The sequence below is a fragment of the Vibrio sp. M260121 genome, from assembly GCF_036533715.1.
GTDB lineage: Bacteria > Pseudomonadota > Gammaproteobacteria > Enterobacterales > Vibrionaceae > Vibrio.
The window spans coordinates 78,723-104,560 of sequence record NZ_JATABF010000006.1 but is presented as its reverse complement, the minus strand read 5'-3'; the positions used below and the strand labels follow the sequence as shown (position 1 = coordinate 104,560).

19 protein-coding genes are annotated in these 25,838 nt (G+C 46.8%); 7 read left to right on the top strand and 12 right to left on the bottom strand.

The annotated features are described in order from the left end of the window. The first annotated feature begins 12 nt into the window (after positions 1–12). The 6 genes from QTO06_RS05795 to tsgA all read left to right on the top strand — a co-directional run bounded on the left by QTO06_RS05795 (position 13) and on the right by tsgA (position 6,455). Complete coding sequence (locus QTO06_RS05795) at positions 13–927, top strand: dihydrodipicolinate synthase family protein (RefSeq protein WP_331407134.1); 915 nt, start codon at positions 13–15, stop codon at positions 925–927. 74 nt (positions 928–1,001) lie between these two features. Next, entirely contained in the window at positions 1,002–2,141 is a 1,140-nt protein-coding gene (locus QTO06_RS05790) for an ABC transporter ATP-binding protein (protein WP_331407133.1), read from the top strand. Then, the gene (locus tag QTO06_RS05785; RefSeq protein ID WP_331407132.1) at positions 2,138–3,418 is read left to right on the top strand and encodes an ABC transporter permease; all 1,281 of its coding nucleotides are present in this window, start codon (positions 2,138–2,140) and stop codon (positions 3,416–3,418) included. Before QTO06_RS05790 ends, QTO06_RS05785 begins: the two co-directional genes overlap by 4 nt. A 2-nt stretch (positions 3,419–3,420) precedes the next feature. Continuing rightward, the gene (locus tag QTO06_RS05780; protein WP_274882911.1) at positions 3,421–4,269 is read left to right on the top strand and encodes an ABC transporter permease; all 849 of its coding nucleotides are present in this window, start codon (positions 3,421–3,423) and stop codon (positions 4,267–4,269) included. 221 nt (positions 4,270–4,490) lie between these two features. Further along, positions 4,491–5,201 carry a purine-nucleoside phosphorylase gene (gene deoD, locus QTO06_RS05775; RefSeq protein WP_370445480.1) on the top strand — a complete coding sequence of 237 codons (711 nt, stop codon included), beginning with the start codon at positions 4,491–4,493 and terminating at the stop codon, positions 5,199–5,201. A gap of 87 nt (positions 5,202–5,288) precedes the next feature. Then, complete coding sequence (tsgA, locus tag QTO06_RS05770) at positions 5,289–6,455, top strand: MFS transporter TsgA (protein WP_331407131.1); 1,167 nt, start codon at positions 5,289–5,291, stop codon at positions 6,453–6,455. Between the two features lie 72 nt (positions 6,456–6,527). Here tsgA and QTO06_RS05765 read toward each other — a convergent pair whose 3' ends face one another. Together QTO06_RS05765 and QTO06_RS05760 are read right to left on the bottom strand one after the other, a co-directional pair. Continuing rightward, a complete protein-coding gene (locus QTO06_RS05765) occupies positions 6,528–7,202 on the bottom strand; it encodes a Crp/Fnr family transcriptional regulator (protein ID WP_331407130.1) in 675 nt (224 codons plus the stop codon). 9 nt (positions 7,203–7,211) lie between these two features. Beyond that, positions 7,212–7,640, bottom strand: a complete 429-nt coding sequence (locus QTO06_RS05760; RefSeq protein ID WP_331407129.1) for a hypothetical protein — start codon at positions 7,638–7,640, stop codon at positions 7,212–7,214. 305 nt (positions 7,641–7,945) lie between these two features. Between QTO06_RS05760 and QTO06_RS05755 the strand changes: the two genes are divergently transcribed. Beyond that, positions 7,946–10,390 (top strand): collagenase, encoded by a 2,445-nt coding sequence (locus QTO06_RS05755; RefSeq protein WP_331407128.1) that lies wholly within the window; start codon positions 7,946–7,948, stop codon positions 10,388–10,390. Positions 10,391–10,505: 115 nt separating this feature from the next. Here QTO06_RS05755 and QTO06_RS05750 read toward each other — a convergent pair whose 3' ends face one another. From QTO06_RS05750 to QTO06_RS05705, 10 genes are all read right to left on the bottom strand, one after another. Beyond that, a complete protein-coding gene (locus QTO06_RS05750; RefSeq protein WP_331407177.1) occupies positions 10,506–14,216 on the bottom strand; it encodes a M66 family metalloprotease in 3,711 nt (1,236 codons plus the stop codon). Between the two features lie 395 nt (positions 14,217–14,611). Continuing rightward, the gene (locus QTO06_RS05745; RefSeq protein ID WP_331407127.1) at positions 14,612–16,408 is read right to left on the bottom strand and encodes an aminopeptidase P family protein; all 1,797 of its coding nucleotides are present in this window, start codon (positions 16,406–16,408) and stop codon (positions 14,612–14,614) included. After that, positions 16,405–17,400 carry an ABC transporter ATP-binding protein gene (locus QTO06_RS05740; RefSeq protein ID WP_331407126.1) on the bottom strand — a complete coding sequence of 332 codons (996 nt, stop codon included), beginning with the start codon at positions 17,398–17,400 and terminating at the stop codon, positions 16,405–16,407. The genes QTO06_RS05745 and QTO06_RS05740 overlap by 4 nt, the downstream gene beginning before the upstream one ends. 9 nt (positions 17,401–17,409) lie before the next feature. Continuing rightward, a complete protein-coding gene (locus tag QTO06_RS05735) occupies positions 17,410–18,393 on the bottom strand; it encodes an ABC transporter ATP-binding protein (protein ID WP_005445480.1) in 984 nt (327 codons plus the stop codon). A 9-nt stretch (positions 18,394–18,402) separates the two neighbouring features. Further along, on the bottom strand, positions 18,403–19,335 hold the full coding sequence (locus tag QTO06_RS05730) for an ABC transporter permease subunit (protein ID WP_005439955.1): 933 nt from the start codon (positions 19,333–19,335) through the stop codon (positions 18,403–18,405). A gap of 9 nt (positions 19,336–19,344) precedes the next feature. Continuing rightward, positions 19,345–20,265: an oligopeptide ABC transporter permease OppB gene (gene oppB / locus QTO06_RS05725; RefSeq protein WP_208445526.1), complete on the bottom strand. Its 921-nt coding sequence runs from the start codon at positions 20,263–20,265 to the stop codon at positions 19,345–19,347. 163 nt (positions 20,266–20,428) lie between these two features. Beyond that, positions 20,429–22,039: a peptide ABC transporter substrate-binding protein gene (locus QTO06_RS05720; protein WP_331407125.1), complete on the bottom strand. Its 1,611-nt coding sequence runs from the start codon at positions 22,037–22,039 to the stop codon at positions 20,429–20,431. A gap of 324 nt (positions 22,040–22,363) precedes the next feature. Continuing rightward, the gene (locus QTO06_RS05715) at positions 22,364–23,470 is read right to left on the bottom strand and encodes a M20/M25/M40 family metallo-hydrolase (RefSeq protein WP_005445476.1); all 1,107 of its coding nucleotides are present in this window, start codon (positions 23,468–23,470) and stop codon (positions 22,364–22,366) included. Between the two features lie 192 nt (positions 23,471–23,662). Further along, a complete protein-coding gene (locus QTO06_RS05710; RefSeq protein WP_331407124.1) occupies positions 23,663–24,607 on the bottom strand; it encodes a helix-turn-helix domain-containing protein in 945 nt (314 codons plus the stop codon). A gap of 615 nt (positions 24,608–25,222) precedes the next feature. Then, on the bottom strand, positions 25,223–25,687 hold the full coding sequence (locus QTO06_RS05705; RefSeq protein WP_122067675.1) for a TetR family transcriptional regulator: 465 nt from the start codon (positions 25,685–25,687) through the stop codon (positions 25,223–25,225). Positions 25,688–25,838 lie beyond the last annotated feature (151 nt).

Genomic DNA, 25,838 nt, shown 5'->3' with positions numbered 1-25,838 from the left:
GGAAGAAAGTTCATGAAAGTAGAATGGAAAGGTGTCTATCCAGCGGTCAGTACTCAGTTTCGTCACGATCAGTCAATTGATTTAGATGCAACACAAACCGTTATCGATAACCAAATTAAAGATGGCGTCAACGGCATTATCTGTTTGGGTACGGTAGGAGAAAACTGCGCCTTGTATCCAGAAGAAAAACGTCAGGTATTGCAGGCAGCGCAAGAAGTGGTCAATGGTCGTGTACCTTTGATTGCAGGTACGGCAGAGTCCATCACCACTGCAGCGATTGACTATATGCAAGACGCACAAAAAATCGGTATTGATGGCTGTATGGTGATGCCTGCAATGGTGTACCGCACGTCAGAAAGCGAGACCTTTGATTACTACCGTACCTTGGCGCAAGCAACGCCAGAAATGCCAATCATGATTTACAACAACCCAGTTTCTTACGGTGTGGATGTCAATCTCGACATCATGGCGAAACTGGCTGAATTTGAAAGCATTGTGGCGGTGAAAGAGTCCACCACGGATACGCGCCGCATTACAGAACTCTACAACCAATTTGACGATCGCTTTACCGTGTTCAGCGGCGTCGATGACATCGCGCTTGAATCACTAATGCTAGGTGCTACAGGCTGGATCTCTGGCTTAACCAACGCATTCCCTGAAGAGTCAGTAGCGATTTACAAGTTGGCAAGTCAAGGTCGTTACTCAGAAGCGTTAGAGATTTACCGCTGGTTCCTACCATTGCTGCGTTTAGACACCATCCCGACTTTGGTTCAGTGCATCAAGCTAGCAGAGCAAGTGTGTGGACGCGGCTCTGAGCAAGTTCGTGCTCCTCGTCAAATCTTGCAAGGCGCAGAGCGTGAGCAGGTGATTCAATTGGTCGAGCATGCGCTTGCTACTCGTCTAGACCTGAGCAAATACAATCTATAACCAAGCTGCTTAGCAGGGCGTTAACTGACGCTCTGCTTATTCTTGATGTTCAAAAAAGTGAGAGGAGGGAAGCCATGAATTCGGCGAACAAGGACTATGTCAGCTTTCAACACGTTAAGAAAACCTACGATGGCACCAACTTGGTTGTAAAAGATTTTAACTTAGATATTGCCCCCGGTGAGTTTGTCACCATGCTTGGACCTTCCGGGTCGGGGAAAACCACGTGTTTAATGATGCTGGCAGGGTTTGAAACTGCCACTGGCGGCGAAATTTACATTGATGGCGTGCCAGTGAATAACCTTGCTCCCCATAAGCGAGACATCGGCATGGTATTTCAAAACTACGCGCTCTTTCCCCATATGACCATTGCTGAAAACCTTGCCTTTCCGTTAAAGGTACGCAAGCTCGACAGTGGAACCATCGAGAGTAAAGTGCAAAGCGCATTAGACATGGTGGAACTAGGGCACGTTGCCAGTCGTTACCCTAAACAGTTATCTGGCGGTCAGCAACAGCGCGTTGCACTCGCCAGAGCCTTAGTGTTCGAGCCAAAACTTGTGTTGATGGATGAGCCGTTGGGTGCGTTGGATAAGCAGCTTCGTGAGCAAATGCAGATGGAAATAAAGCATCTTCACGAAAAGCTTGGCATCACCATTTTGTACGTGACGCACGATCAAGATGAAGCGCTCACGATGTCTGATCGCATTGCGGTCTTTAATCATGGTGAAGTGCAGCAATTAGCGCCGCCAACTGAGTTGTACGAATCGCCAAGCAATGCGTTTGTGGCGCAGTTTATTGGTGAGAACAACCAACTTACCGGTATTGTAAACACGTTAGATGATGCTCGCTGCCAAGTGCAGGTAGGGAAAGCGGCATTCAATGCGAAACCGGTAAGAGTCACAGAGCGAGGGCAGCGCACCACGCTTTCGATTCGACCGGAAAAAATCATCCTTCAGTCTGATGGCGAGCAGTGTGATAACCAAGTTTCCGGTATTTTACGTGAGCTGATTTACCATGGTGACCATTATCGCTTAGTGGTTGACGTTGAGACGGTGGGTAAACTCGTCGTCAAAGTACCAAATGACAATCGCACCCATCTCTCACTTACTCCCGGCGCACAATGCCGTATCGGCTGGCAAAGTGAAGATTGTCACGCCCTTGATTGCTCACAGCCTCAATCTCAACTGCAAACGGAATGTAATGAGGAGGCAGCATGAGTCGAGAGCTAACCTCGTTGGACTCGGTATTGGAAATCGAGCGCCAAGTTCATGAGCAAGAACACGATCTCAAAGCTCAGCTGCAAAAAGCAGAACGGAGAAAAACCACTCGCTCGATCATGCTTACTGTGCCCTTGGTGTGTTTCATTTTGCTCACCTTTGCGTTTCCCATCTTAGAAATGCTGTATCGCAGTGTCGACAATCGAGCCATACCACAAGCATTACCAGACACTATTCAAGCGCTAGAAAGTTGGGACTATCGAGGTCAGCCGCACCCAGAAGTGATCACTGCGTTTTCTCATGAGCTATTGGGTTTGTATCAAAGCAAAACGCTGCCAAAAATCGCCAATCGCATGAATATTGAAGTTTCCGGAATGCGCAGCTTAATGATGAAAACCGGAAGAAAGCTATCTCGCCTTGAGTCATTACCAACATCGATGACAGAGTTATCCAAGCTTGATCAGCGCTGGGCAGAAACTAAGTATTGGGCGGCGTTTAAGAACCTCAGTGGTGCCATTACATTGAGCCACTATTTAGCGGCATTAGACATGCAAGTGAATGAGTTTGGTGAAATTGAAGCGCAACCAGAAAAACGCCAGATCTACGTCGACCTTTTCTTTAAAACCTTTTGGATGTCGGTCTTAATCACGCTCATTTGCTTGGTAATGGCATACCCCGTAGCGTACTTGTTAGCAAACTTACCAGACAAGCGCGCAAACCTATTGTTGATCGTTGTTCTTTTGCCATTTTGGACTTCGCTACTTGTTCGGACTACGTCTTGGATTGTGTTGTTGCAAAACCAAGGTGTGATTAACGACTTACTGATTTGGTCTGGCTTGACGTCGGAACGGATTCAAATGATCCACAATACGTTTGGCACCGTGGTATCGATGGTTCACATCCTTTTGCCGTTCATGATTTTACCGCTTTATAGCGTGATGAAGGGCATTAGTCCGACTTACTTCCGTGCAGCTCGTTCACTCGGTGCCACGCCTTTAGTCGCGTTTACCAAAGTTTATATGCCGCTGACGCTACCCGGTATTGGCGCAGGCGCGCTGTTGACCTTCATCCTTTCCATCGGCTTTTACATCACGCCAGCATTGGTAGGTGGGCGAAGCGGACAGATGATTTCCAACATGATTGCTTATCACATGCAAACCTCGTTGAACTGGGGCATGGCAGGGGCTTTAGGCGGTCTATTACTGTTTGTGGTGTTAGCGCTGTTTTATGTGTTCAACCGCGTCGTGGGCATTAATAATATCAAGGTAGGAGGGTAATCATGGGTTTGCCGAATTATGCATCCAAAGGTGAGAAAGTTGCCTACGCTGGGTATTTGGTTTTTTGTGGTTTGGTGCTGTTTTTCCTTATCGCACCGATTTTAACCATCATTCCTCTGTCGTTTAATGCCACACCTTATTTTACCTTTACTGAGGGCATGCTGAATCTTGATCCTGAGGCGTATTCAGTGCGATGGTATCAAGAGATGTTCACCAACGAGCAGTGGTTGTTAGCACTCAAAAACAGTACCTTCATCGCTTTGATGGCGACTTTGATTGCTACAGCGCTTGGCACATTAGCGGCACTAGGATTAGCCAGCAGTAATTTGCCGTTTCGCAATGCCATTATGGCGCTACTGATCTCGCCAATGATTGTTCCGGTGATCATCTCGGCGGCAGCTATGTATTTCTTCTATACACGCTTAGGACTGTCCCAGACTTACATCGGCATCATTTTGGCTCACGCTGCACTTGGTACACCGTTTGTGGTGATCACGGTAACGGCAACACTGAGTGGTTTTGACCACAGCTTAGTTAAAGCCGCTGCTAGCCTTGGAGCTAATCCGGTATATACCTTCAGACATGTGACGTTTCCTTTAATACGTCCGGGTATGATCTCCGGTGGCTTGTTTGCTTTTGGCACTTCGTTTGATGAAGTGGTGGTCGCGCTGTTCTTAACGGGAGCGGAGCAAAAAACCGTACCAAGACAAATGTGGTCTGGCATTCGCGAGCAAATCAGTCCGACGATACTTGCCGTCGCGACACTGTTGATTTTTATGTCGGTGTGCCTGCTCGTCACGCTAGAAATACTGCGCAGACGAAACGTGCGCATCCGTGGCATTCAAGAATAAATCTGGTTAAAGCAACAAGCCATATTGCGGTTACCCTGAGCTTTCTCTGCAAAGAATTACTCACTTTTTTGACCGAATGCGCCTCCTTGTGGGCGCTTTTTCCGTTGAATACTGACGCTTTGCTCAGTTATGAGAGCTCGTACTTTCAAACCGGACTTTTGTCCTGAAACTTTGTCCTGCTTCCTCATTATGATTGCGCCATCAGAACGAACGAGGAAAACATTATGACTGCTCATATCGCAGGTTCTGCAGAAGACTTTGCTTCAACTGTTATCATGCCGGGTGATCCGCTACGCGCGAAATACATCGCGGAAACCTACCTAGATGACGCCAAACTGGTTACGGACATCCGTAATATGCTGGGCTACACCGGTTATTACAAAGGTCAGCGCATTTCAGTGATGGGGCACGGCATGGGCATTCCATCAATGGTGCTTTATGGTCACGAGCTGATTAATGACTTTGGTGTGAAACGCATCATCCGAATCGGCAGCATTGGCGCGACGCAAAAAGATGTTCATATGCGTGATGTTATCCTAGCCCAAGCGGCAGGCACAGATTCACCGACGAATGCTAAGCGCAGCAGTGGCTACCATATGGCAACGTCTGCAACGTTTGAACTGCTGCACAACGCTTACATGTCTGCGAAAGAGAAGGGCATTGATGTCAAAGTAGGTAACATCTTCACAGGCGATCTTTACTACGATCCGGATGAAGATATGATCCCAGCCCTAGAGCGCTTTGGCGTGCTTGGTGTGGATATGGAAGTGGCGGGCTTGTACGGCTTGGCACACCAATTCGGCATTGAATCGCTGGCGATTTTGACCGTGTCTGATCACTGCATTACTGGCGAAGAAACCACAGCAGAAGAGCGTCAGCTTTCTTTCAACAACATGATTGAAATTGCGCTAGAAACTGCGATTAAAGCTTAACCCTACAATTAAGTTTGCTTTGAGAGCTGGTTAATCGGCTCTCTCTAATACTAAGAACATCTATCTCATGAGCCCTTGGAGTGAATTATGAAAAATAAAATAACACTCACCGCAATTAGCTTTCTCGCTAACTTCATTATGGCGGGTTTTGCGACCCAATTCGGTATGTTGGTTGAACCGCTTGCCAACACCTTTGATGCGAACGTTAACGAAGTCGCATCGATTTTCTCGCTGTTAAACGGCGGAGCACTTGCCGGTACTATCGCGGCTTTCTTTTTGATTGAAAAAGTTGGCATCAAACGCATGACCGTGCTGTGTTACGGTGCGATTGCCGCTGCGGCACTGAGCCTATACGTTGCGCCTTCTCTGTTTATCGTGATGCTCAGCATGACCGTAATTGGTTTCTGCGGCGGTGTCGGTCTTTGTATCGCGGGTACTATCGTTGTATCGGTATGGAAAGACAAAATTCAAAGCACCATGCTGGTGGTACAAGACGCGACCTTTAACATTGCAGGCGTCGTCTTCCCATTGATCACCACTTACGCGCTGACGAACGCAATGAACTGGAGCATCAGTTACTTAAGCGTGGGCGTTGTGGCGTTGGCAACCATGTTTGTTGCTTTGCTGACTAACTTTAACCAATGTGGTGGCGAAAGCGGCTCTGAACAAGAAGCAAAATCTGAATGGAACTTCGGCATCATCAGCGGTGGCGTAGGTTTGTTCCTAGGTATGCTAGCGCTGTACACCTTCTTAACTTGGGCGCCAATGTTCGTAAAAGAGAAGTTTGATATCCCATTTGAGCAAGCGGGCAACATCATCACTCAATACTGGTCTGCAGCTTTGGTTGGTGCGCTGGTTTCTACCGTGATTGTTTCGCGCATGAAGATTCAAACTTTTCTACTGACGATTATCTCCGTTGCTATGGTGATCACCAGCATTATCGTCACCACGGATAAACTAGAATGGTTGTCATACCTGACTTATGGTTACGGCTTTGCTTGTGCAGCGCTTTACAATGCTTTCATCGCTTATGGTGTATCCTTTGTGCGCAATGCAACCAGTAAGAACGTGTCTTACATCTTAATCAGTGGCAGTGCGGGCGCGATGTTCAGCCCAGCTATCAGTTCGGTAATGGAAAGCGTGGTTGGTCTGCAAACCGTGATGTACGCCATCCCAGTTATCTACGCGGTAGTCGTCGCAATGCTGCTGGTTTCAATGAAGTTTAAGACAGTAGAGCAAACGCAAACTGCTTAAATGAAATTAAGTAAGAGAACAAAAAGGTCTGCACTGTGCAGACCTTTTCTCATTTACGATTGAAGAACTCAGCTATTCTTCGACAAAATTACGCAATCCGTTCAAGTCGAGAATACGTAATCCTTTCTTTTCTTTAGCGATAAAGCCCCTGTTTTCAAGCTCTTTCACTGCGCGACGGTAAACGCGGTCTGAGGTGGCAAATCGTTCCGCTTCCAGATAGTTCTTTTGGAACCCATCCACTGGCAGATCATTTAAATACTGATGATAAATGTCGTATGCCACGTTATAGGTGATTGGGTAGAGTAATCGGCGAGAAAGAATCTCCACCGTATCTTGGTAATCAATCGCGATGGCGCTGGCAAAGTAAAGCGACAGTCGAGGCTGTTCTAACAAGCATTTTTGTAGCTTTTGCGCGTCAATAATCGCAACTTCAACCGGTTCTACCGGAACGATGTCCATTTGGCAGCGATAGCCAGTAAAGAACTCCATCTCACCAAAGACTTGTTGTTCACACTCAAGCGTACCAAGCAGAAAGGTTTTGCCGTTTCTTGCCGTGACACCCATGGAGATACGACCAGAATCGACCAGATATAAGTTTTCGACATGCTCACCTTGGGTAAGGAGCTTTTCGTTTTCATCAAAAATTCGGCGCGTACAGATGCAATCTCGGATCGTTTTTTCGATGAGATGTTTATCTTCACTCCATTGCGTCTCAAAGCGTCCTTTACCTAGGGTTTGTAATTGCATCGACGTACCTTAAATGACAATACCCGCAAGCTCAAAACGTGCCATTAATGGCTTGCTTTCTTGCTGATACCAACTTGCCGGCATGTTGGGTTTTAGCTGGGATTTTTCTTGTTTGCTGATCACAACATAGCGCAAAAATGTGTCGAGTGTGCTCGTCATTATTTCAAAGCTCATATCGCCATCTTTAAGGATGGTTTTTAATAGTCCAACGACCGTATCTTCCGGTATCAATGGTTCGATAACTGCATGTTTGCGCTCGGTAATCGTCTTAGAACAAGGTAGCGAAGCACGGGCAGTTTCCCAGCACACTTTATTGGTTTTACTCACGAGGTTGTGTTTGTAGCAGTAATAGCTAAACAAAAAGCGTGACAGGTTCTGCCAGCGCTCAGCTTGGACTTCTAACCAAAGGTGTTGCAGCTCGATATCAGCGTCAGTCATGGGAATGCGTCAGAAAAGGAAAAGAGGGCGTAGTGTAACTTGCTTTTAAATGAACACCAATGCTCGCTTACATGCATTACCAATAGCTAGCCGACAAACCTCAATCAAGCAAATAGATTTTATAAAGTTCGTCTTCTGGCAGATTGAGTACTAGAAACTGAGACCAAAGCGTTTGATTGTTAATGAATTGTTTCTTTTAAAGCTCAGGGCGCTTTATATGAGAGTGCTCTTTGTCGTGAGAAGAGTAAATGGTGATGCCTAAGTGGTAACGGCATTTAAGGAACTCATCATATAGAAGAATAAAGATGGAACTAAAAAATCTCACCGTCGCAATAGCGACCTTCTTTGCTAGTACGAATGCGCTTGCTTTAAGTGAGCCATCGCAGCAAGTCACAGAAATATATCAACATCACGCTCATCAAAGCGGTAATGATAGAGCGTTGCCCGATTATTCACCAACTAAGCTGCTTCCCCAACAACCGAAACCGACCCTTCGTACCCTTTCTACTCGGTCTGCGGATCAGGCAGCAAACGTGTGTGATGTAGAAGCTTTCACTTCGAACAGTAGCAATGATGTGCTCAACGCAATCAAAACCCAAGGAGCAAGTTGTGTTAATGCGCTTTTCTCAGCCGAGAGTCGAATACAAGAAGCGGCGTTCGAATCTGGGCACATGTACAACATTGCAAAGCACACGACCAATTTAGCGAAAGCCTACGCTGGGGGCGGCAGTGATGAGCTTGAAGCTTTGTTCCTGTATTTACGAGCGGGTTATTACGCTGAGTTTTACAACAGCAAGGTCTCGTTTCTTTCTTGGGTGACCCCTGCAGTAAAAGAAGCCGTCGATGCCTTCGTTAACAATGCGAACTTCTATGAGAACAGTGACCCCCATGGCAAGGTGCTCAGCGAAGTCATTATCACTATGGACAGTGCAGGGCTCCAGCATGCCTATCTACCACAGGTTACGCAGTGGCTCACTCGCTGGGACAGTCAATACGCTCAGAACTGGTACATGCGTAATGCAGTGAATGGCGTATTTACCATTTTGTTTGGTGGTCAGTGGAATGAGCAATTTGTGCAAACCATCGGTAATCAGACTGAGCTTGTTAAAGCACTAGGGGATTTTGCACTGCGCTCGTCAGCTATCGGTGCTAGTGATGAGTTTATGGCAGCGAATGCTGGTCGTGAGTTAGGACGATTAACCAAATATTCCGGTAGTGCTTCCAGTACAGTGAAAAGCAAACTGACCGAGATCTTTGCTCAATACGAGATGTACGGTAGAGGCGATGCCATTTGGCTTGGCGCTGCCGATACGGTCTCTTATTACGCGGATTGTAGTGACTATGGAATTTGTAACTTTGAGTCCCAGTTGAAAGGTTTGGTGCTTTCTCAATCGTACACATGTAGTCCTACCATTCGTATTTTGTCGCAGAACATGACGCAAGATCAGCACGTCGCGGCTTGTTCGAAGATGGGGTACGAAGAAGGGTATTTCCACACTTCACTTGAGACCGGAAGACAACCTGTTGCGGATGACTACAACACGCAATTGCAGGTCAACATCTTTGATTCAAGCGATGATTACGGCAAATACGCTGGACCGATTTTTAACATCAGTACCAACAATGGAGGAATGTACCTTGAGGGCGATCCAGCAACGCCGGGGAACATCCCTAATTTTGTTGCTTATGAAGCGCCTTACGCCAATCCGGATCACTTTGTGTGGAACCTAGAGCACGAGTATGTTCATTACCTTGATGGACGATTTGACCTTTATGGTGGCTTCGGTCATCCAACTGAAAGAATCGTGTGGTGGAGTGAGGGCATTGCCGAATATGTGTCGAAGGAGAACGATAACCAAGCTGCGATAGACACCATCAAAGATGGGTCAACGTTTACGCTCAGTGAGATCTTTGAGACCAGTTATGATGGCTTTGATGTCGATAGAATTTATCGCTGGGGTTACTTGGCGGTTCGATTCATGTTTGAGCGACATAAAGACGACGTAAATCAAATGCTGATAGAAACTCGTCAGGGTAATTGGGCAAATTACAAAGCAACCATCAATCAGTGGGCAATCTTATACCAGAGCGAGTTTGAACAGTGGCAACAAGCTCTTGTTTCTGGTGATGCTCCTAATGCAGTCATAACCGCAAACAGTGAGGGTAAAGTCGGTGAAAGCATTACATTTAGCAGTGAAAACAGCACGGATGCAAACGGGAAGATCGTCAGCGTCTTGTGGGATTTCGGTGATGGCACGACCAGCACACAAACCCAGCCGTCGCACCAATATGGCAGTGAAGGGCAGTACACGATCAGCTTAACCGTGACTGATAATGATGGGCTAACCGCAAGTACAACTCACAGTCTTACTATTACGGCGCAGGGTGGTTCTGATGCGCTACCACAAGATTGTGCAGTGCAGAGTAAAATCAGTGGTGGACGCTTAACTGTGGGACAAGCGGCGTGTTTGGCGACGCAACAAACCATTTGGTTGAGTATCCCAGCGGTCAATGAGCACACCAGCATGGCAATCACCACGGCAAATGGGGTAGGCGACCTGAAAATTGAGTACAGCAATGATGGTTGGCCAAACGGTTCAAATCACAATGCGTGGTCAGACAATGCGGGTAATGCTGAGTGTATTACCTTGTCCAATCAGCGCAATTACTGGGGGTACGTTAAAGTCTCTGGTGAGTTTGAAAATGCCGCGATTGTAGTGGACTTTGATACCTCAGGTTGTCGTCAGTAAACATTGTTTCTGTTAATTAAGATCAACTGGTCCTAGTAACAACAGAAAATGAAACGCCCAGCACGAGTCTACATTGTGCTGGGCGTTTTTATTCATATTGAATATCGGTTAAGGCTTAGAAGTGCCCCAAGTACTGCCAATCAGCGTTGTTTGGGTTCGCCTCTGTTGGCCAAGGGAAGTACCAGTACTTGCCGTCAATGAGGCGGTAGTAATGGTAACCACCACGGAAGTGGTACACGTAAATATCGTTTATCGTTCCCGTGTTGTTGTTCTCACCCCAAATTCCCATGCGATCTTGTTTGTGCCACGTTAAGATTTCGGCTTCAAACTTAGCTAGGTCACTGTTGAGCTCAGCAATGTACTGTTCAATATCCGTATCACTACCAATAAAGCGCCAATCAGCGTCAGAGGTGTTTTGAACTGGCAACGCGCTGTTCACTCCCGGACGTTTTTGCATAAAGTAACGGCGCTCACCGCTTTCATCGGTATCAATGAAAATAGCGTTCTCAGATTGACCCCATGTTGTTGAACTCGCTTGTTCCCAAGTTAGCAACTGAGGTTGATTGAAGTAGCTGGCAACACGCTGTGCATTGTCGATGTTACTACGATCGATTTTCAGTGGGTTAAAACCAAACTGGACATGGTTTTCCGCTGAGCCTAGGTACTTCCAGCCTTCATTGTCTGCTTGATTGGTTGGGAAATCAGCCGCAGAGATGTCACGCATTAGGAAGTAATCGCGAGTGCCGGTGACTGGGTTAGGGTACACGTAAAGTGCACCAGCGCGGCGTTCTGCGCTTGTCTCTCCGTTGTTCAGCACCCCCGCTCCGTAGTTGTCTGCTACAAACTTGTCGAAGTCAGCCACAAAGCCAAAGTCGATGCGGTTTAACGCTGCGTTGTCGGCAAACATGATTTGTTCATCAATGTATTGTTTGTAACCGTGCTCTTGACCAACAAAGATAGGACCAACAAGTTTATCGATCGCTGGGTTTTGAGCAGGGATCAAGCTATCTAGCACTTGTTCACCATTCACGTCAGTACAACTTAAGGTGACACGAGTCGGTAGTGGCAGTTGCTCTAGGTTAAAGTGGAACTTATTGCTTTGTGAGTCGTTTAATCGGCTACTTGCAACCGCAATGTTCTGTACTGAGCCATCTTGGCGCTCCACCGTAACTGCACAGCTACGTTGAGAGATCATACTCGGTTGATGCATTCCACCTTGATGTCGTGCGTAACGCCAATCTGCTCCGTTGTTGTGTTTCACGCCGCTAAACTGTTGGCAATGGGAAGAGGTAAAGTAGCCCGCACCATCATGGCTCGTGCCAGATTTATCAAGCACGCAAAGTGGCACTTCGCCAATTTCGGTGTTCGGCGTGTAAGTCACAGCACCTTCACCGTATTTAGACAGCAATGAGTAGTCATGATCTTGAGATATCATGCGCTCACGCTGACCATTGATGTTCCAGTACATGTCTTCGCTGCTTTCACAACGAGCCATATCCGCACTGACTGTACCAACGAAGTTTGCGCTTTCGCCGTTGCTTGCTGTGTAGCTGAACTGACAAATACGAGCCTGCTGGTTGTTGACCTTCATCGTCTGCCACAAATCTTGTTGAATTTGCTCGTCAGACAAAGAAGACACCGCTTGCCAGCCTTCCGGATGATAAGTTACGTCTGGTGAAGAAGGCAGCTCAAACACGTTGCCGTAGTTGGAGTAAATCAGCGGGTAAACTTGGCTTGCAAGTTCGTTACGCGGATCGTAAATGCCTAACATGGTGACAACAGGCACGCCTGCTGCAGTAGGTACTGGCGTGTCGGTTTGTGCTTCTTCGTAACTTTGGCTTTCTTGATTCCAACGAACATAACCAGTTGAGCTGTTTAAATCGACGTTAAAGCCGTTATTGAGCCACGTTTGTACACGGCGAGACTGAGAAGGGTGCTCTAACGTGTAATGACTAATGGTGCCTAATAGTGCGGCTTCGCCACCGGCTTGCGCATCACGCATAAAGCGGAATTCACCCGCAAATGGTGGTACCACTTCACCACCCACATCGTTAGTTGTGGCTTCACCTGTCCAGTGTAAGTTACCGATAAAGCGGCGATGCAGAGCATCCCAACCCCATCCAGATTCCAAGTCGTGCGTAGAAGCATACCAAGGGTAGTGACCCAGACCATAGTTATGACCCAGCTCGTGCGACCATTCGTTACCTGTTGTTGCCGTTAACGTCACGATGCCACCGCCGCCACTGCCGCCATGGTCAATAATACCGTTGGTGTACACGCCGCGGTTGGTGTGCGCAGTAATGTGGTTGAAGCGTTTATTGTAAGCTTGCGAATAGCCAGCACTATCGGTAATGCCAACGTTCGCATTATTCACACCTGTAGATACCAGTGCTTTACCAATGGCTTCACGCATATCACCGCCGTGCCAACCACCTTCACCGTCTGAGCTTGTGGTGTAAACCTTACCATTTGGCAGCGTCACTTTCGGGAAATAAGCGGCAGTGTAATCCGCCATCACCAGTTTAGATGCTGGGATTTTCTGGAAGTAATCGGCGCTGAGTTTTGCCATGTTTTTGATCATGGTGTTGCCATCACGTGGTGCCGTGAGCATACCCATGTCGATGTTTTGAATGATAAGCTCCGGCGCGCCGCCAAAGACAAGTTCATTAGCAGCTAAATCGCCTTGGCGATCAGTGTTATCGGTTAAGCGCAGCGACAAGCCTGGCTTCATCCAATCCCATTGCAGCGGCAGTGACCACGCGTGATGGGAGAATACCACTTTAGAACGTCCATTCTCTGGTTGATCAGAAGCCGCAAGCGCGCTTGGTGGCAACATTGGGAGGCGAGTGATTACAGTGCCTTCAAAGCTCACTTCTACCCAAACTTGTTGAACGGTTTTGTCTTCTGGTGTGAATAGAAGCAAAGCTTCACGGTCGATCACCAAGTCAGGGAACAGGTTCACATCGTTTTGATTCGGGGCGGTGGTCGTATGGGTTTGAGCAAAATGGATAGAACCAGTCAAATCGCCATTCAAGTGATTTACTAGCGGCAATTCGTCTGCGTAACCGAGGCGTGCGGCACTTGTCGTGAACTCAATCTTTTGTGGCTCGATACAATCAATCGCATTGCACGAAGAAAGCTCCGCCGAGTACCGAGTGTCTGGTTTCAGGCTGCCAATGAACAAGCCAGATTGAACGTTGTCATAACGAACGGGCTCTGAACCTGATTCGGTCAACGTCAAAACCACGTTGTCATTCGTGTTTTGCGTAGCCCATTTTAGCTGAACACCTTGATCTGAAACGCTGGCTACGTTCAATGCATTGATGCTTGGCGCAGATAGGTCACCACAGTCAGAAGTCTCTATGTTTTGAATCATATCTGACTGCCAAATGTATTCGCCATTTGGACCCTTAGAGCCTCGGGCAGCAGGGATATATTCTACGTAGCAACCTGTGTCGTCTGGGTTCATCACACCAAACTCTTTGTGGATCAGGTAGAAACCACCGTTATACCAAATAAATTCCCATTCCGGACCGACGAAGTCCACTACGTTGCGATAAGCTTGGTCTTGCTCTCCAAACATAAAAGGAAACTTAGGGTAGTTATCGAAGTTAACCCAGTATTCATGTCCTTGGAAATTTAGATAGGTTTTGCCATCACGTTGATAGGTGTCTTGACCTTTGTCTGCTAACTGCTTGAGCATTTCAATGCGTTCAAAGGTTTGATTTCCGATTTCGACCAAGGTTAGGTCGTGGTTCGCGTTTGCGAAAGCGGCTGTACTTCCTAGGAGTGAAGAGATCAGCCAAGCGAGCGTATTTTTCTTCATATGAGACTCTACTTTTGCCAATGGAATAGACATTAAACATGCCGCCAGAAGCTCGGCACTTAGGGGAGTTGCATCATCCATTTCAATATGTACGGATGATAAATTTGATTATCTGATGGGATTTGAGTTTTAAATAGGTGGGATAAATCGGACTTGTGACTCTGCTTCCATCTCTGATTTGATCACGAAATCGAATTGATATCTTATGTCCAAATTCGTATTTATCTATCTATACAAAATAGGGTTCTTTATATAGTAAATTAATAAAATGCCTTTATTTTATAATAAGTTAGACTTTAAATGAAAAAAGCCAGCCCGAGGACTGGCAATCAAACTAAGTTATTTGAAATTAACAAGAGTTTGAAATGAAAATGAAATTGGAGATGAAGAAAACGCTATTTTTCAACCATCTGGGTTGCACCTTGTAGCCAAGTTTTGTCATGCGCATCTAATGATGGGCTGAGCGCTTTGTAAACCTGGGTGTGATAGTGATTTAACCAATCCACCTCGTCTTGGCTAAGTAAGGTGACATCGAGCATGCTGGTGGCAATTGGGGCGAGGGTAATGGTCTCAAAACCGTAAAACGTGCCAAATTCATTCTGATCGACTTCCACGACTTTCATGATGTTCTCGATACGAACGCCGTATTCCCCTTCGCGATACACGCCCGGTTCGTTGGTGATCACCATGCCTGGTTTCAGTTCCACTTCGCGATGGCTTTGCGAAAAGTTTTGTGGACCCTCATGAACATTTAAGCAAATACCAACGCCATGTCCCGTGCCGCATTTATAATCGATACCATGCTGCCACAACACACCGCGAGCCATGATATCGAGATTGGCACCCGTAGAGCCTTTCATAAATCGAGTCTGAGTCAGTCGGATGACCGCTTTGAGCACTAAGGTGTAGTCTTTGCGCTGTTTAATGGTCGGTGACCCGAAATGGAAAGTACGGGTGATATCCGTAGTGCCGCCAAGGTATTGACCGCCAGAGTCGACAAGAAAGAAGTTGGTCTCGTTGACGACGGCATTGCTTTCTTCATCGGCGGCGTAGTGCATTTTGGCACCATGGGCAGCAAAGCCTGCGATGGTGCGAAAACTGTCGCTCACATAATGGCGAGTTTGACGGCGATAACTTTTTAGCTGTGCCTCAGCAGACAATTCAGTAACAAGCCCACTTGGGACTTGGTCTTCTAGCCAACTCATGAACCTGACCACTGCCACACCATCGTCCTTCAATGATTGTTCGAGATTGGCTAGCTCGGTCGGGTTTTTGCTGGCTTTCATGTCGGTGACCGGGCAAGCCATTGGCTTTAGTGAAACGTTTTGCTCAATTGCACTGACCAATAAACTGTCGGTGTAGCTTGGGTTAAACGCGAGAGACAGCTCTTCACATTGCTGATTCAAATATTGGCTCACGTAGTCGTAATGACGAACGCTGACACCTTGTTCGTTGAGTTGCTTTTCTATCTCAACGGGCAACTTCGCTTTGTCGATAAATGCGGTCGCGCGCGTTTGTTCCACCACAAGATACGCTTCAGATACCGGGCAGTAAGGTGTATCTGCACCGCGAATATTTAGCGTCCACATTACATCGTCTAACGTTGACATCAACAAACCGTCAACGCGGTTGTCGCCAAGCCAAGCGCGAATATCTGCCAGCTTTTGCCTGGTCTCTATGCCGGCAAAGGCGACAGGGTGCTCAAAGATCTTCTGAGTTGGTCTGCTAGGGCGGTCATGCCAGATTGGTGTCAGTAAGTCGAGATTGAGAATAATCTGAATGTTTTTAGGCTCAAGCGCTTGTTTGAGTTCTTGGTAAAATGCATAGCTGATAGAGCGTCCATCTACCGCGATGGTACTGTTGGCTTCTAACGTGCTGGCTAACCATTTTGGAATGCTTGGCGTCTCTGGCTGACGCGCTTTAAATAGGTTGAGTCCAGTACCATGAAGCTGTTCTTCAGCTTGAATGTAGTAACGACCATCGGTCCATAATCCACCACCTTGAGCAGTGATAACAACGTTACCTGCCGAGCCGGTAAAACCAGAAATCCATGTTCGACCAGCCCAATGATCCGCAGAGTATTCACTATTGTGAGGATCGTTATTCGTTACGATATAAGCTGCAACGTTATAAGTTGCCATCGCATCTCGCAGCGATGAAAGGCGTTGATTTACCGAGTTTGTTGTATTCATGAAAGACTTCCTGAAATCATGTTTGAACAATAGATATGATGTTGCTCAGAGCCGATTTTTGCAGGGCTTTGTTGCCCGCAGAGTTGGGTTGCTTCTGGACATCGGGTTCGAAAGACGCAACCGCTCGGAGGGCTGAGCGGGGAAGGGAGATCGCCGGGCAGCAATTGGATCTCGCGGTTGCGTGCTAATTGAGGATTGGCGATTGGCACAGCAGAAAGCAGCGCTTTGGTATAAGGGTGCTGCGCATCATCAAATACTTGGTCGTAACGTCCGACTTCCATCGGCTTACCCAGATACATCACCATTACACGATCACTAATATGACGTACCACGCTGAGGTCGTGAGCAATCATTACCAGTGTCAGTCCCATCTCTTGTTTGAGGTCATCGAGTAGATTGATCACTTGCGCCTGAATGGACACATCAAGTGCGCTCACGGGTTCATCACACACCACCAAGTCGGGATTAAGAATCAACGCACGTGCGATGCCGACACGTTGACACTGACCACCAGAAAACTCATGCGGATAGCGGTTACGCTGGCTTGCGAGCAGTCCTACTTTGTCCATCATGGCGATGACTCGTTTTTCGGCTTCGGCGCGTTTCAACCTTGGTTCGTGCGTTAGTAGTGGTTCGGCAATGCATTCTGAAATGGTTAAGCGCGGGTTTAAGCTGGCTGATGGGTCTTGAAATATCATCTGGAATTCGCGACGACGAAGGGCGAGTGCGTTTTTGCCAAAGCCACGCATATCTTCACCTTTCCACGTCAGGGCGCCGTGTGTCGGTTCAACCAAACGAAGTAGGGCGCGCGCCAATGTAGACTTTCCGCAGCCGGATTCGCCGACAATGCCAAGGGTTTCACCTCGGTACACATCTAAGTCAATGCCATTCACCGCTTTGACGATCTTTCTTCGACTAGCAATGATATGGCGCGACACAGGAAAGTGGACTTTCAGGTCGCGGGCAGACAATAACACTTCTTGCTGGGTCATAACGTTTCCTTAAGCCGATTGATGAATAAGAGAAATACTGCCTTGCGCTTTGACATGACAGGCGATGGATTGGCGTCCGTTAAGGGGCGCAAACCGAGGCGTCTGTGTTTGGCAGCGTGGCTCACGATAGTCACAGCGATCTCTAAACGGGCAGCCTTTGTGATTGATCAGAGCGCTCGGTGGGTTACCTGCAATGGTTGGCAAGCGAGGCATATCTTCTGTAATCGATGGGATCGCCTTTAGAAGCCCTTGGGTATACGGGTGAGCGGGTTGGGCGAACAAGGTGTCCGTATCGGCTTGTTCCATTTTCTGTCCGCCGTACATGACTAAAACTCGGTCGCACATTTCAGCGACTACGCCCATATCGTGAGTGATGAGCAAGATGGCGGTGTTGAACTCTTGTTGTAACTCACGCAATAGTGTCAGGATTTGAGCTTGTACTGTCACGTCGAGTGCTGTTGTGGGCTCATCGGCAATAAGTAGTTCCGGTTTACACAGTAATGCCATGGCAATCATCACACGTTGGCGCATGCCGCCAGAAAGCTCGTGTGGATATTGGTTCATGCGCGTTTCCGGAGAAGGAATCCGCACTGCATCTAGCATCTGAATGGATTCTGCAATGGCTTGTTTTCGGCTCATTCCTTTGTGCACCATCAGCACTTCACTGAGTTGTTTGCCAATCTTCATAAACGGGTTAAGAGACGTCATCGGATCTTGAAAGATCATGCCGATTTTCTCTGCGCGAATGCGGTTTAGTTGTTTCTTCGACATCGCGAGTAAGTTCTCGCCATGAAAACGCGCTTCGCCCGAGACGTTCCCGTTATCAGCTGTTAGCCCCATTAGCGCAAACACCGATTGGCTTTTGCCTGAGCCGGACTCGCCAACGATACCCAGCGTTTCTCCCGCTTGAATCGCGTAGGAGAGGTTGCTGACCGCTTGCACTTGTCCGTCTGGTGTATCGAAGCGCACGTTCATGTTTTCAATGGATAGCATGGGAAGTCCTTATCGATCTTTCGGGTCAAGGGCGTCGCGTAAGCCATCGCCGATGAAGTTAAAACAAAACAGGGTAGCGACCAAAAATAGCGATGGGAAAAGTAGCATCCACAATGCCACGTCGATGGTTTTTGCGCCTTCTGAAATCAAGATTCCCCAACTGGTGTCTGGCGGTTGAACACCTAAGCCTAAGAAGCTCAAGAAGGATTCAAACATGATGAAGCCGGGCACCATTAAGGACGAATAGACCATCACGATCCCAAGCACGTTTGGCAGCACATGACGACGCACAATGGTGAATTTAGATACGCCAATGGAATGTGCTGCTTCAATAAATTCGCGCTTTTTGATACCGAAGGTAACGCCCCTTACCACTCGGGCAATACCCAGCCATGAGACCATGCCAATCACGATAAAGATCAGATAGATGTTGTTGCCAAATAAGGTTACGAACAGGATGACCATGAACATAAATGGCACTGAGTCGAGCACTTCGATGATACGCATCATTACGCTGTCTACCACGCCACCTAGATAGCCGGAAATACTGCCCCAAATGGTGCCAATCACAACGGCAACCAAGGCACCAACAAAGCCAACCAAAATCGACAGGCGACCACCTTGCATCGTGCGGGCAAATAGGTCTTGTCCTAGGTCGTCGGTACCAAAATAGTGCCCGCTGCTCAAAGAGGGTTTCCCTAACTCGTAAGGGTCAGCAAGGATGTTCCAATCAATCTCATCATGTCCAAAGGCAGCAAGTGAAGGACCAAAGGTGATACACAAGATGATGAACGCCAGCACGTAAACGGAGGTCATTGCCGCGCGATTTCTGCGAAAGCGAGTCCACGCGTCTTGCCATAGACTTCGGCCTTCTACAGCTTCGATATTATCAACAACTCGGTCTTGTAAGGATTGAGTATCCAGCTTTTTAATCGATAACATGCTCGGCTCCTAAACTCGGATACGCGGGTCGATAACGGTGTAGAGTAAGTCGACCACAAGGTTGAAAAAGATCGTCAGTGAAGCAACGATGAGAGTAATACCCATGACTAAGCCGTAATCGCGATTCAGTGCGCCGGAGACAAAGTGTTGACCCATACCGCCAGTACCAAAAAAGATATCGATGATGACCGAGCCTGTGACAACCGAGACAAAAGCTGGACCCAGCATGGCGACGACGGGGATCAATGACGGTCGCAGTGCATGGTGGAACAAGATGTATGCGGTTGATAACCCTTTAGCTTTTGCAGTACGAATATAAGGTTGATTCAGTGTTTCAATCATGGCACCGCGCATAACACGAGCAATACTGGCGATAGAGCCAATCGCAAGGCTTAGCACTGGTAGAACGAGAAAAGCGAGCTGTCCTCCTTCCCAACCACCGGCAGGTAGCCAACCTAAATGAATCGCAAATATCGTCACCAATACTGGCGCGAGGACAAAAGCAGGCACAACAACACCCGTCATGGAAAGGGTCATCAACCCGTAATCTAAGCGGCTATTGCGCTTTAACGCAGCAATGGTGCCGAGCAGCATGCCAAGTGGCACTGAGATACAAAAAGACAGAACGCCAAGTAGGGCAGAGACAGGCCAAGATTGAGCGACCAACTGAGTCACCGTAAAGTCTTGATAGACAAAGCTTGGTCCTAAATCGCCTTGAGCGAAGTTGGTAATATAAATCCAGAACTGAACCAAAAATGGTTCGTCGAGGTGAAATTTGGCTTCGATGTTAGCGCGAACAACTTCCGGCATAGGACGCTCCATGTCAAACGGTCCGCCGGGTGCGATATGCATCAACCAAAAAGAGACCAAAGCGATAAACAACAACGTCGGAATCGCGATGGTTAATCGTCTGAGAATGTACCAAATCATGATCCATCATCCTTTGGTCATTCGACGTCACATGTCGTCACGTCGAGAAAGAGAAAAAATTGGCCTGAGCTCATCACCGAGAGAAGAGAAGTTCGACACGATATGCCATGTACTCGCAATGTCAGTGCGTGTTACCGAGCCGACTCAGGCCGAAAGCATGCCATTAGTGGACTTTCACATAGACATTCTTGCGGTAGTACGAGGACTCGGGGTTAGTACGCTCGTAGCCACCAACATAAGGCTTGATCAAATATTGATCGTTGCCTGGACGGTAAACCGGGATAATCGCCATATCTTCAATCAGCATGCTTTCTGCTTGTAGATACAGCTTTGAGGGATCATTCATGGTTTTAGAACGCGACATCAACTCATCATATTTGGGGTTGTTGTAGCGTGAATCGTTGTACTCGCCATTGGAGACGAAGATATCGAGCCATGTTGAAGCTTCGTTGTAGTCTGCGGTCCAGCCGCCACGAGTGATTTCAGTTGGCTCTTTTAATGCGTAGAACACTTTAGGCTCGAGTTGTTTAATGGTGATTTGCGCGCCTAAGCGGCTTTTCCACATGCCTGCCATTGCTGTTGCCATTTTCACGTCTTTAGAGAAGGTAGGAACAGTGAAAGTGAGTTTGAGTGGATTCGCTTTGTTATAACCAGCTTGTGCCAATAAGCGTTTGGCTTTGTCGATACGCTGATTTGTTGTCCATGTCGCGTATTCTGGGGTGTGTGATTGAAAGCCATCGGTTTGTGGCGGCACCAAGGTAAACATTGGGATACCTCCGTTTCTTAAAATTGCGTCGGTTAAGATCTTGCGATCAATGGCATAGGATAGGGCTTGTCGAACACGCAGGTCTTTGGTTGGCCCCTGCTGGGTGTTGAGGTAATAAAACGTCGAGCCAAGTGACGCACTGGTGTCTGCGACTTCTTGTGGCAGCTTGGTGATCAGCTTTTTCTTTTGCGCAGAAGGAATCGACATCACTTGGTCTATTTCCCCCGCTAAATAGCGATTGAGCACAACATTGGCATCACCAATCGGCAGCCACGTGATTTTATCCAACACGACGTTGCTTGCGTCCCAATAATATGGATTTTTCACCATCACCATTTTTTCGTTTACCTTCCACTCAGAAACGGTAAACGCGCCATTAGTAACAATGTGTTTTGGTTGCGTCCAGTTGCTGCCGTATTTTTCAACTGTGGCTTGATGCACCGGAGCAAGAACCGGATGACTAAGCAGCTTGATAAAAAATGGAATTGGCTTTTCAAGCGTCACTTGGAAGGTTTTTTCGTCCAGTGCTTTTACGCCAAGTGTTTGCGGTGTTGCTTCGCCTTTCATAATCGCTTGTGAGTTTTGGATGTTTGGAATCGCGGCAAACCAAGCGTAAGGGGAAGCCGTATTGGGGTCGAGTAGGCGCTGCCAACTGTAGACAAAGTCTTGTGCAGTGACATTGTCACCATTCGACCATTTTGCATCACGAAGCTGAAAGGTGTAGACCGTATTGTTGTCGTTCACCGACCAAGATTTCGCAACGCCGGGAATGGTTTTTCCTTGTTTGTCTTGAATGGTTAACCCTTCGAACAAGTCTCGACCAAGGTTAAATGCGGGCTCAGCTGCTTGCTTCGCTGGATCGATAGACGTCACTTCTGCACCGTTATTAAGCGTGATCTCTTGTGCTTCGGCGAGTGTCACGCCCGATGGGTACGGCACGGCGTAAGTCGGAGCGGCAAACATTGGGCTCATCATAGATGCCAACAAAAGTAGCTTGGGTAGTTTCATCCTTTCCTCACTCGATTCATCCTTGAAGGTGAGTTGAATGTATATTGTATAAATTGTTCAGACAATCGAGTTTTAACATACCTGTAACAGGGTGTTGAAAGCTGAGCTTTTTGGTCTCAAAAAGTGAGCCAATAGAATTTCAATCCATGAATTTATACCGATTTGGCACAGTCAGGTTATCAGCCAAGAAGGCAGGTCAAAGAGAATGAAGAGAGTGAGGAGAATAAAGCGGATAGAAACGAAAAATCCCCTTCATGCACGAAGCAAGAAGGGGATCTGCATTAGCGTTTCACATTCAGCGTAAGTTGCGCTCTATTCTCTAGATTATTTCACTAGGAAGTGCTTAACGAACTCAGTGATTTTCACCATGTCGTCAACGGCAATGAATTCTTCAGTGGTGTGTACTTTCGCCATACCAGTAGAAAGGTTTACTGTTGTTAGACCTTTCTTGTTGAAGTTGTTTGCGTCGCTACCGCCACCAGTGCCTTTTGTGAATGCATCGATGCCCATGTCAGCGAATGCCGCTTTGATTGCTGATACGTGAGCATTGTCTTCTTCGATAACAAAAGCGTCGTACGCGCGGCTTGATTCGATTTCAACTTCTGCGCCGTGTTTTTCACATACTGACTCAAAGGTAGAGATCATGTGGTTCACTTGCGCTTCTAGCTTCTCACCGTTTAGAGAGCGTGCTTCAGCAACGATCTTCAGTTCTGGCATCACGATGTTTGTCGCTTGACCGCCGTTTACCATACCGATGTTTGCTGTGGTTTCTTCGTCGATACGAAGCAGTTTCATCTGGTTGATTGCATCTGCCGCTACCATGATTGCGCTGATGCCTTCTTCAGGTGCTAAACCCGCGTGTGCAGGGCGGCCTTTGATTGTCGCAACGATTTTTTGCTGACCAGGTGCCGCAGTCACGATGGTGCCGATAGGACCGCCTGTGTCCAGTACGATCGCTTCGTTAGACGTTACGTGCGTCATGTCGAAGTACTCAGAGCCGAACAAACCGCCTTCTTCATGCACAGTGAAAGCAAGCTCTAGCGTTTTGTGCTCTAGGTTTTCAGCTTGGATGCAGCGAACCGCTTCCATGATCGCTGCGATGCCTGATTTGTCATCACCACCAAGGATCGTATTGCCTTTAGAGCGAATAATGCCATCTTCGATGATCGGCTCAATGCCGATGCCAGGCGTTACTGTATCCATGTGGCAGCTCATTAGGATAGAGCCTTCTTTCTTACCTTCTAGACGTGCGTACACGTTAAAGCCGTTAGAAATGTGTTCTGGTACAGGAAGCTTGTGAACCGTAAAGCCTAGTTCGCCCAGTTGCTCAGCCAGAGTTTCTGCAATTTGTTTTTCATTCATAGATTCGCTGTCGATGCGAACCAGTTGGCAGAAATGTTCAACTAGACGTTCTTGATTAATTTGTGTCATTTGGATGTCTCTTTCTTTCTTGGTCGAGACCGCAGTGGTATAGAGTGCGAGCCCGAAAGGGAACAGAACACCTCTTATTACACAGCTAATCCATGTGAAAACTGTCTTGAATCAAAAAACACCTCTGCCTGACATTATTCTGACCTTTAATTGATGGCATTTGTAGCCTACCTCACAGCTTAGATGCTGAGGCTACAATAGAGGAAGATCTGGATACTGCTCAATAAGCTCAATGGTATCTGGCCTAGATAGCCATACAGCGGTGTCTATACGATATAAGCAATGCTTAAATGTAAGCTCCCCAATTTTTACAATGCCCACCTCCGTTGGTGTGTCATAAGATACCCGCTCTGCTCCCAGTTTTTCGAAGTAGTCAGCGGTGCCTTTATCTATTGCATACACATACATATCTTTAATGTTTAGTCGGGAGACGAGGTAAGCTGCAAGTGCAGCGATGTTCAGCCAGAAAACAGCTTCATAACAAGAATGTTTTGTGAGGTTAAAAATAGCCATCTCTGAAGTCTCAGAATATGGAGTTGCAAGCTCCATGGGTATTGGCAATGCTGGGGAGTTGTAATAGTCGCGGATTTGATCAATATCGCACAACATTGATACTGAATGGCCTAATAGTTCACCATTGCGATTGTCGATTAATCTGATGCTACGAACTTTGTTTTCTTGTTGATATTGATAAAGATCTACATCAAACATTGGAAAATTGTCAATATCGAGACTATGAAAGAAGTTGTTTAGCTTAATTAATGTTTCATCCTGTGGATGTGTCATTAAGGGCTCAAGCGTAACGTGTTCTTTCTCTATATTTGGGTAAGGATTATAAGATGATGAACTTAATATCGAAGAAGGTTTTTGGTAGCGATAATATGCAACACCAGATAATATTCGTGCTTCAATTTGATTCTCGGCCGATAAAAGGTACTCACGCAGATCGTTTGTGAGTGTTCTTAAGATTTTAATTTGCTTAACTAGGCTTGGTGTTGTTTTCCCAGTTTCCCATCGACTAAGTGTCACATTGTCGAGATTAGCTAGAGCTTCGTCTGCTAGGTTTAGTTTTTCTGTGAGCTCTCTTTGAGATAGCTTCATGTCGATTCTAAGTTGTTTTAGAAAATCGCTAAACATAAATTATTCCGGAGATTTTATTGCTTTATTTGGTGAAATTATGGTTAGTGCCCTAAATCGCGAACTTATTATTGTGAAGTTGAAGTTGTTAATAAATAGTATCGACTGAGGAGACTAATTTTCTCTGTGAAAGTAAATACTAAGCGATCTGTTAATTAGAAAATGGGCAAGAAGGGGGACGATTATTTTATATTTGCCCATCAAAATCATAGAACTATGAGTAGTATCAATTAGGGTTTTTGTTCTAAATCGATAACTTAACGTGCTCAGATGAATGAATTTTCAGCTGGATAATGTGTTAATCACTTAGTTGGGTATGTTTCAAACAGAATAAGATGTTAATCGTACCATTTATGAAATTGATGAAAAGTTAGCAGCATATGTGTAGAGCTGATTGTAATTTACCCTCTATTTATTGAAGCAATATCACGAATGTGGATTAATACAATCTCTGTTTATTCATGTCCTTTCGCACTGCCTTTCTGGATAGACCGAACTCTGCAAAGGGTTCGGTCGCTTTAATTTCAATACCGATAACCTTTTGTTTTTATGTATTCAAAACCCCAAAAAAGGAAAAAGCCGAGTAGGGTACTCGGCTTCACTATTGATTTGACTTTATTCGTATCGATGAATGCTGAGCACGGTTAATCCAATCAACCACTCAACCGTGCGTTGACTATCTTTGTGCAACTTGTAAGAAGCCACTGCCTCTACCTGGTTTTGAAAGTCTTTGAGGTAAGGAGTGTGGTGCTCGCAAACGGTCATCAAGAATGCCAAGCGCCAGATCGCCATGAATTCAGGATCTTCGAAATGTTGCTTCCAGCTACTGACAAATGCCTCTTCGCTACCAGACAGGTCGAGCTTATCCACCAACATTTTCAGCAGTCTGCCTTGCAGAGCGCGAGGGATATCGGCTTTCTTTGCAAAGTGGTGGCTTATTCCCGTCCTCGATATTCCCGATTGCTCGCTCAACGTTGTGTAAGACATTTTCTCGTAGCCAAGCGTGATCAGTTGCTCTGTCGCGACATCGAGAATGGTGTTGATCGTAATTTGGGTATCTGCGTGAGTTCGGCGTGCCATAACTATTTGCCAATGTTGTGGTTAAAAAAACGATACTAACACTTATCGTCTTGCATTCCATATAAATATCCTTAACGGGACCTTGTTTGAATGATAAATGCGCGTTACTGCCCAAAACAATCGCCATGGTAACAAGTTGTTTACATCTTGC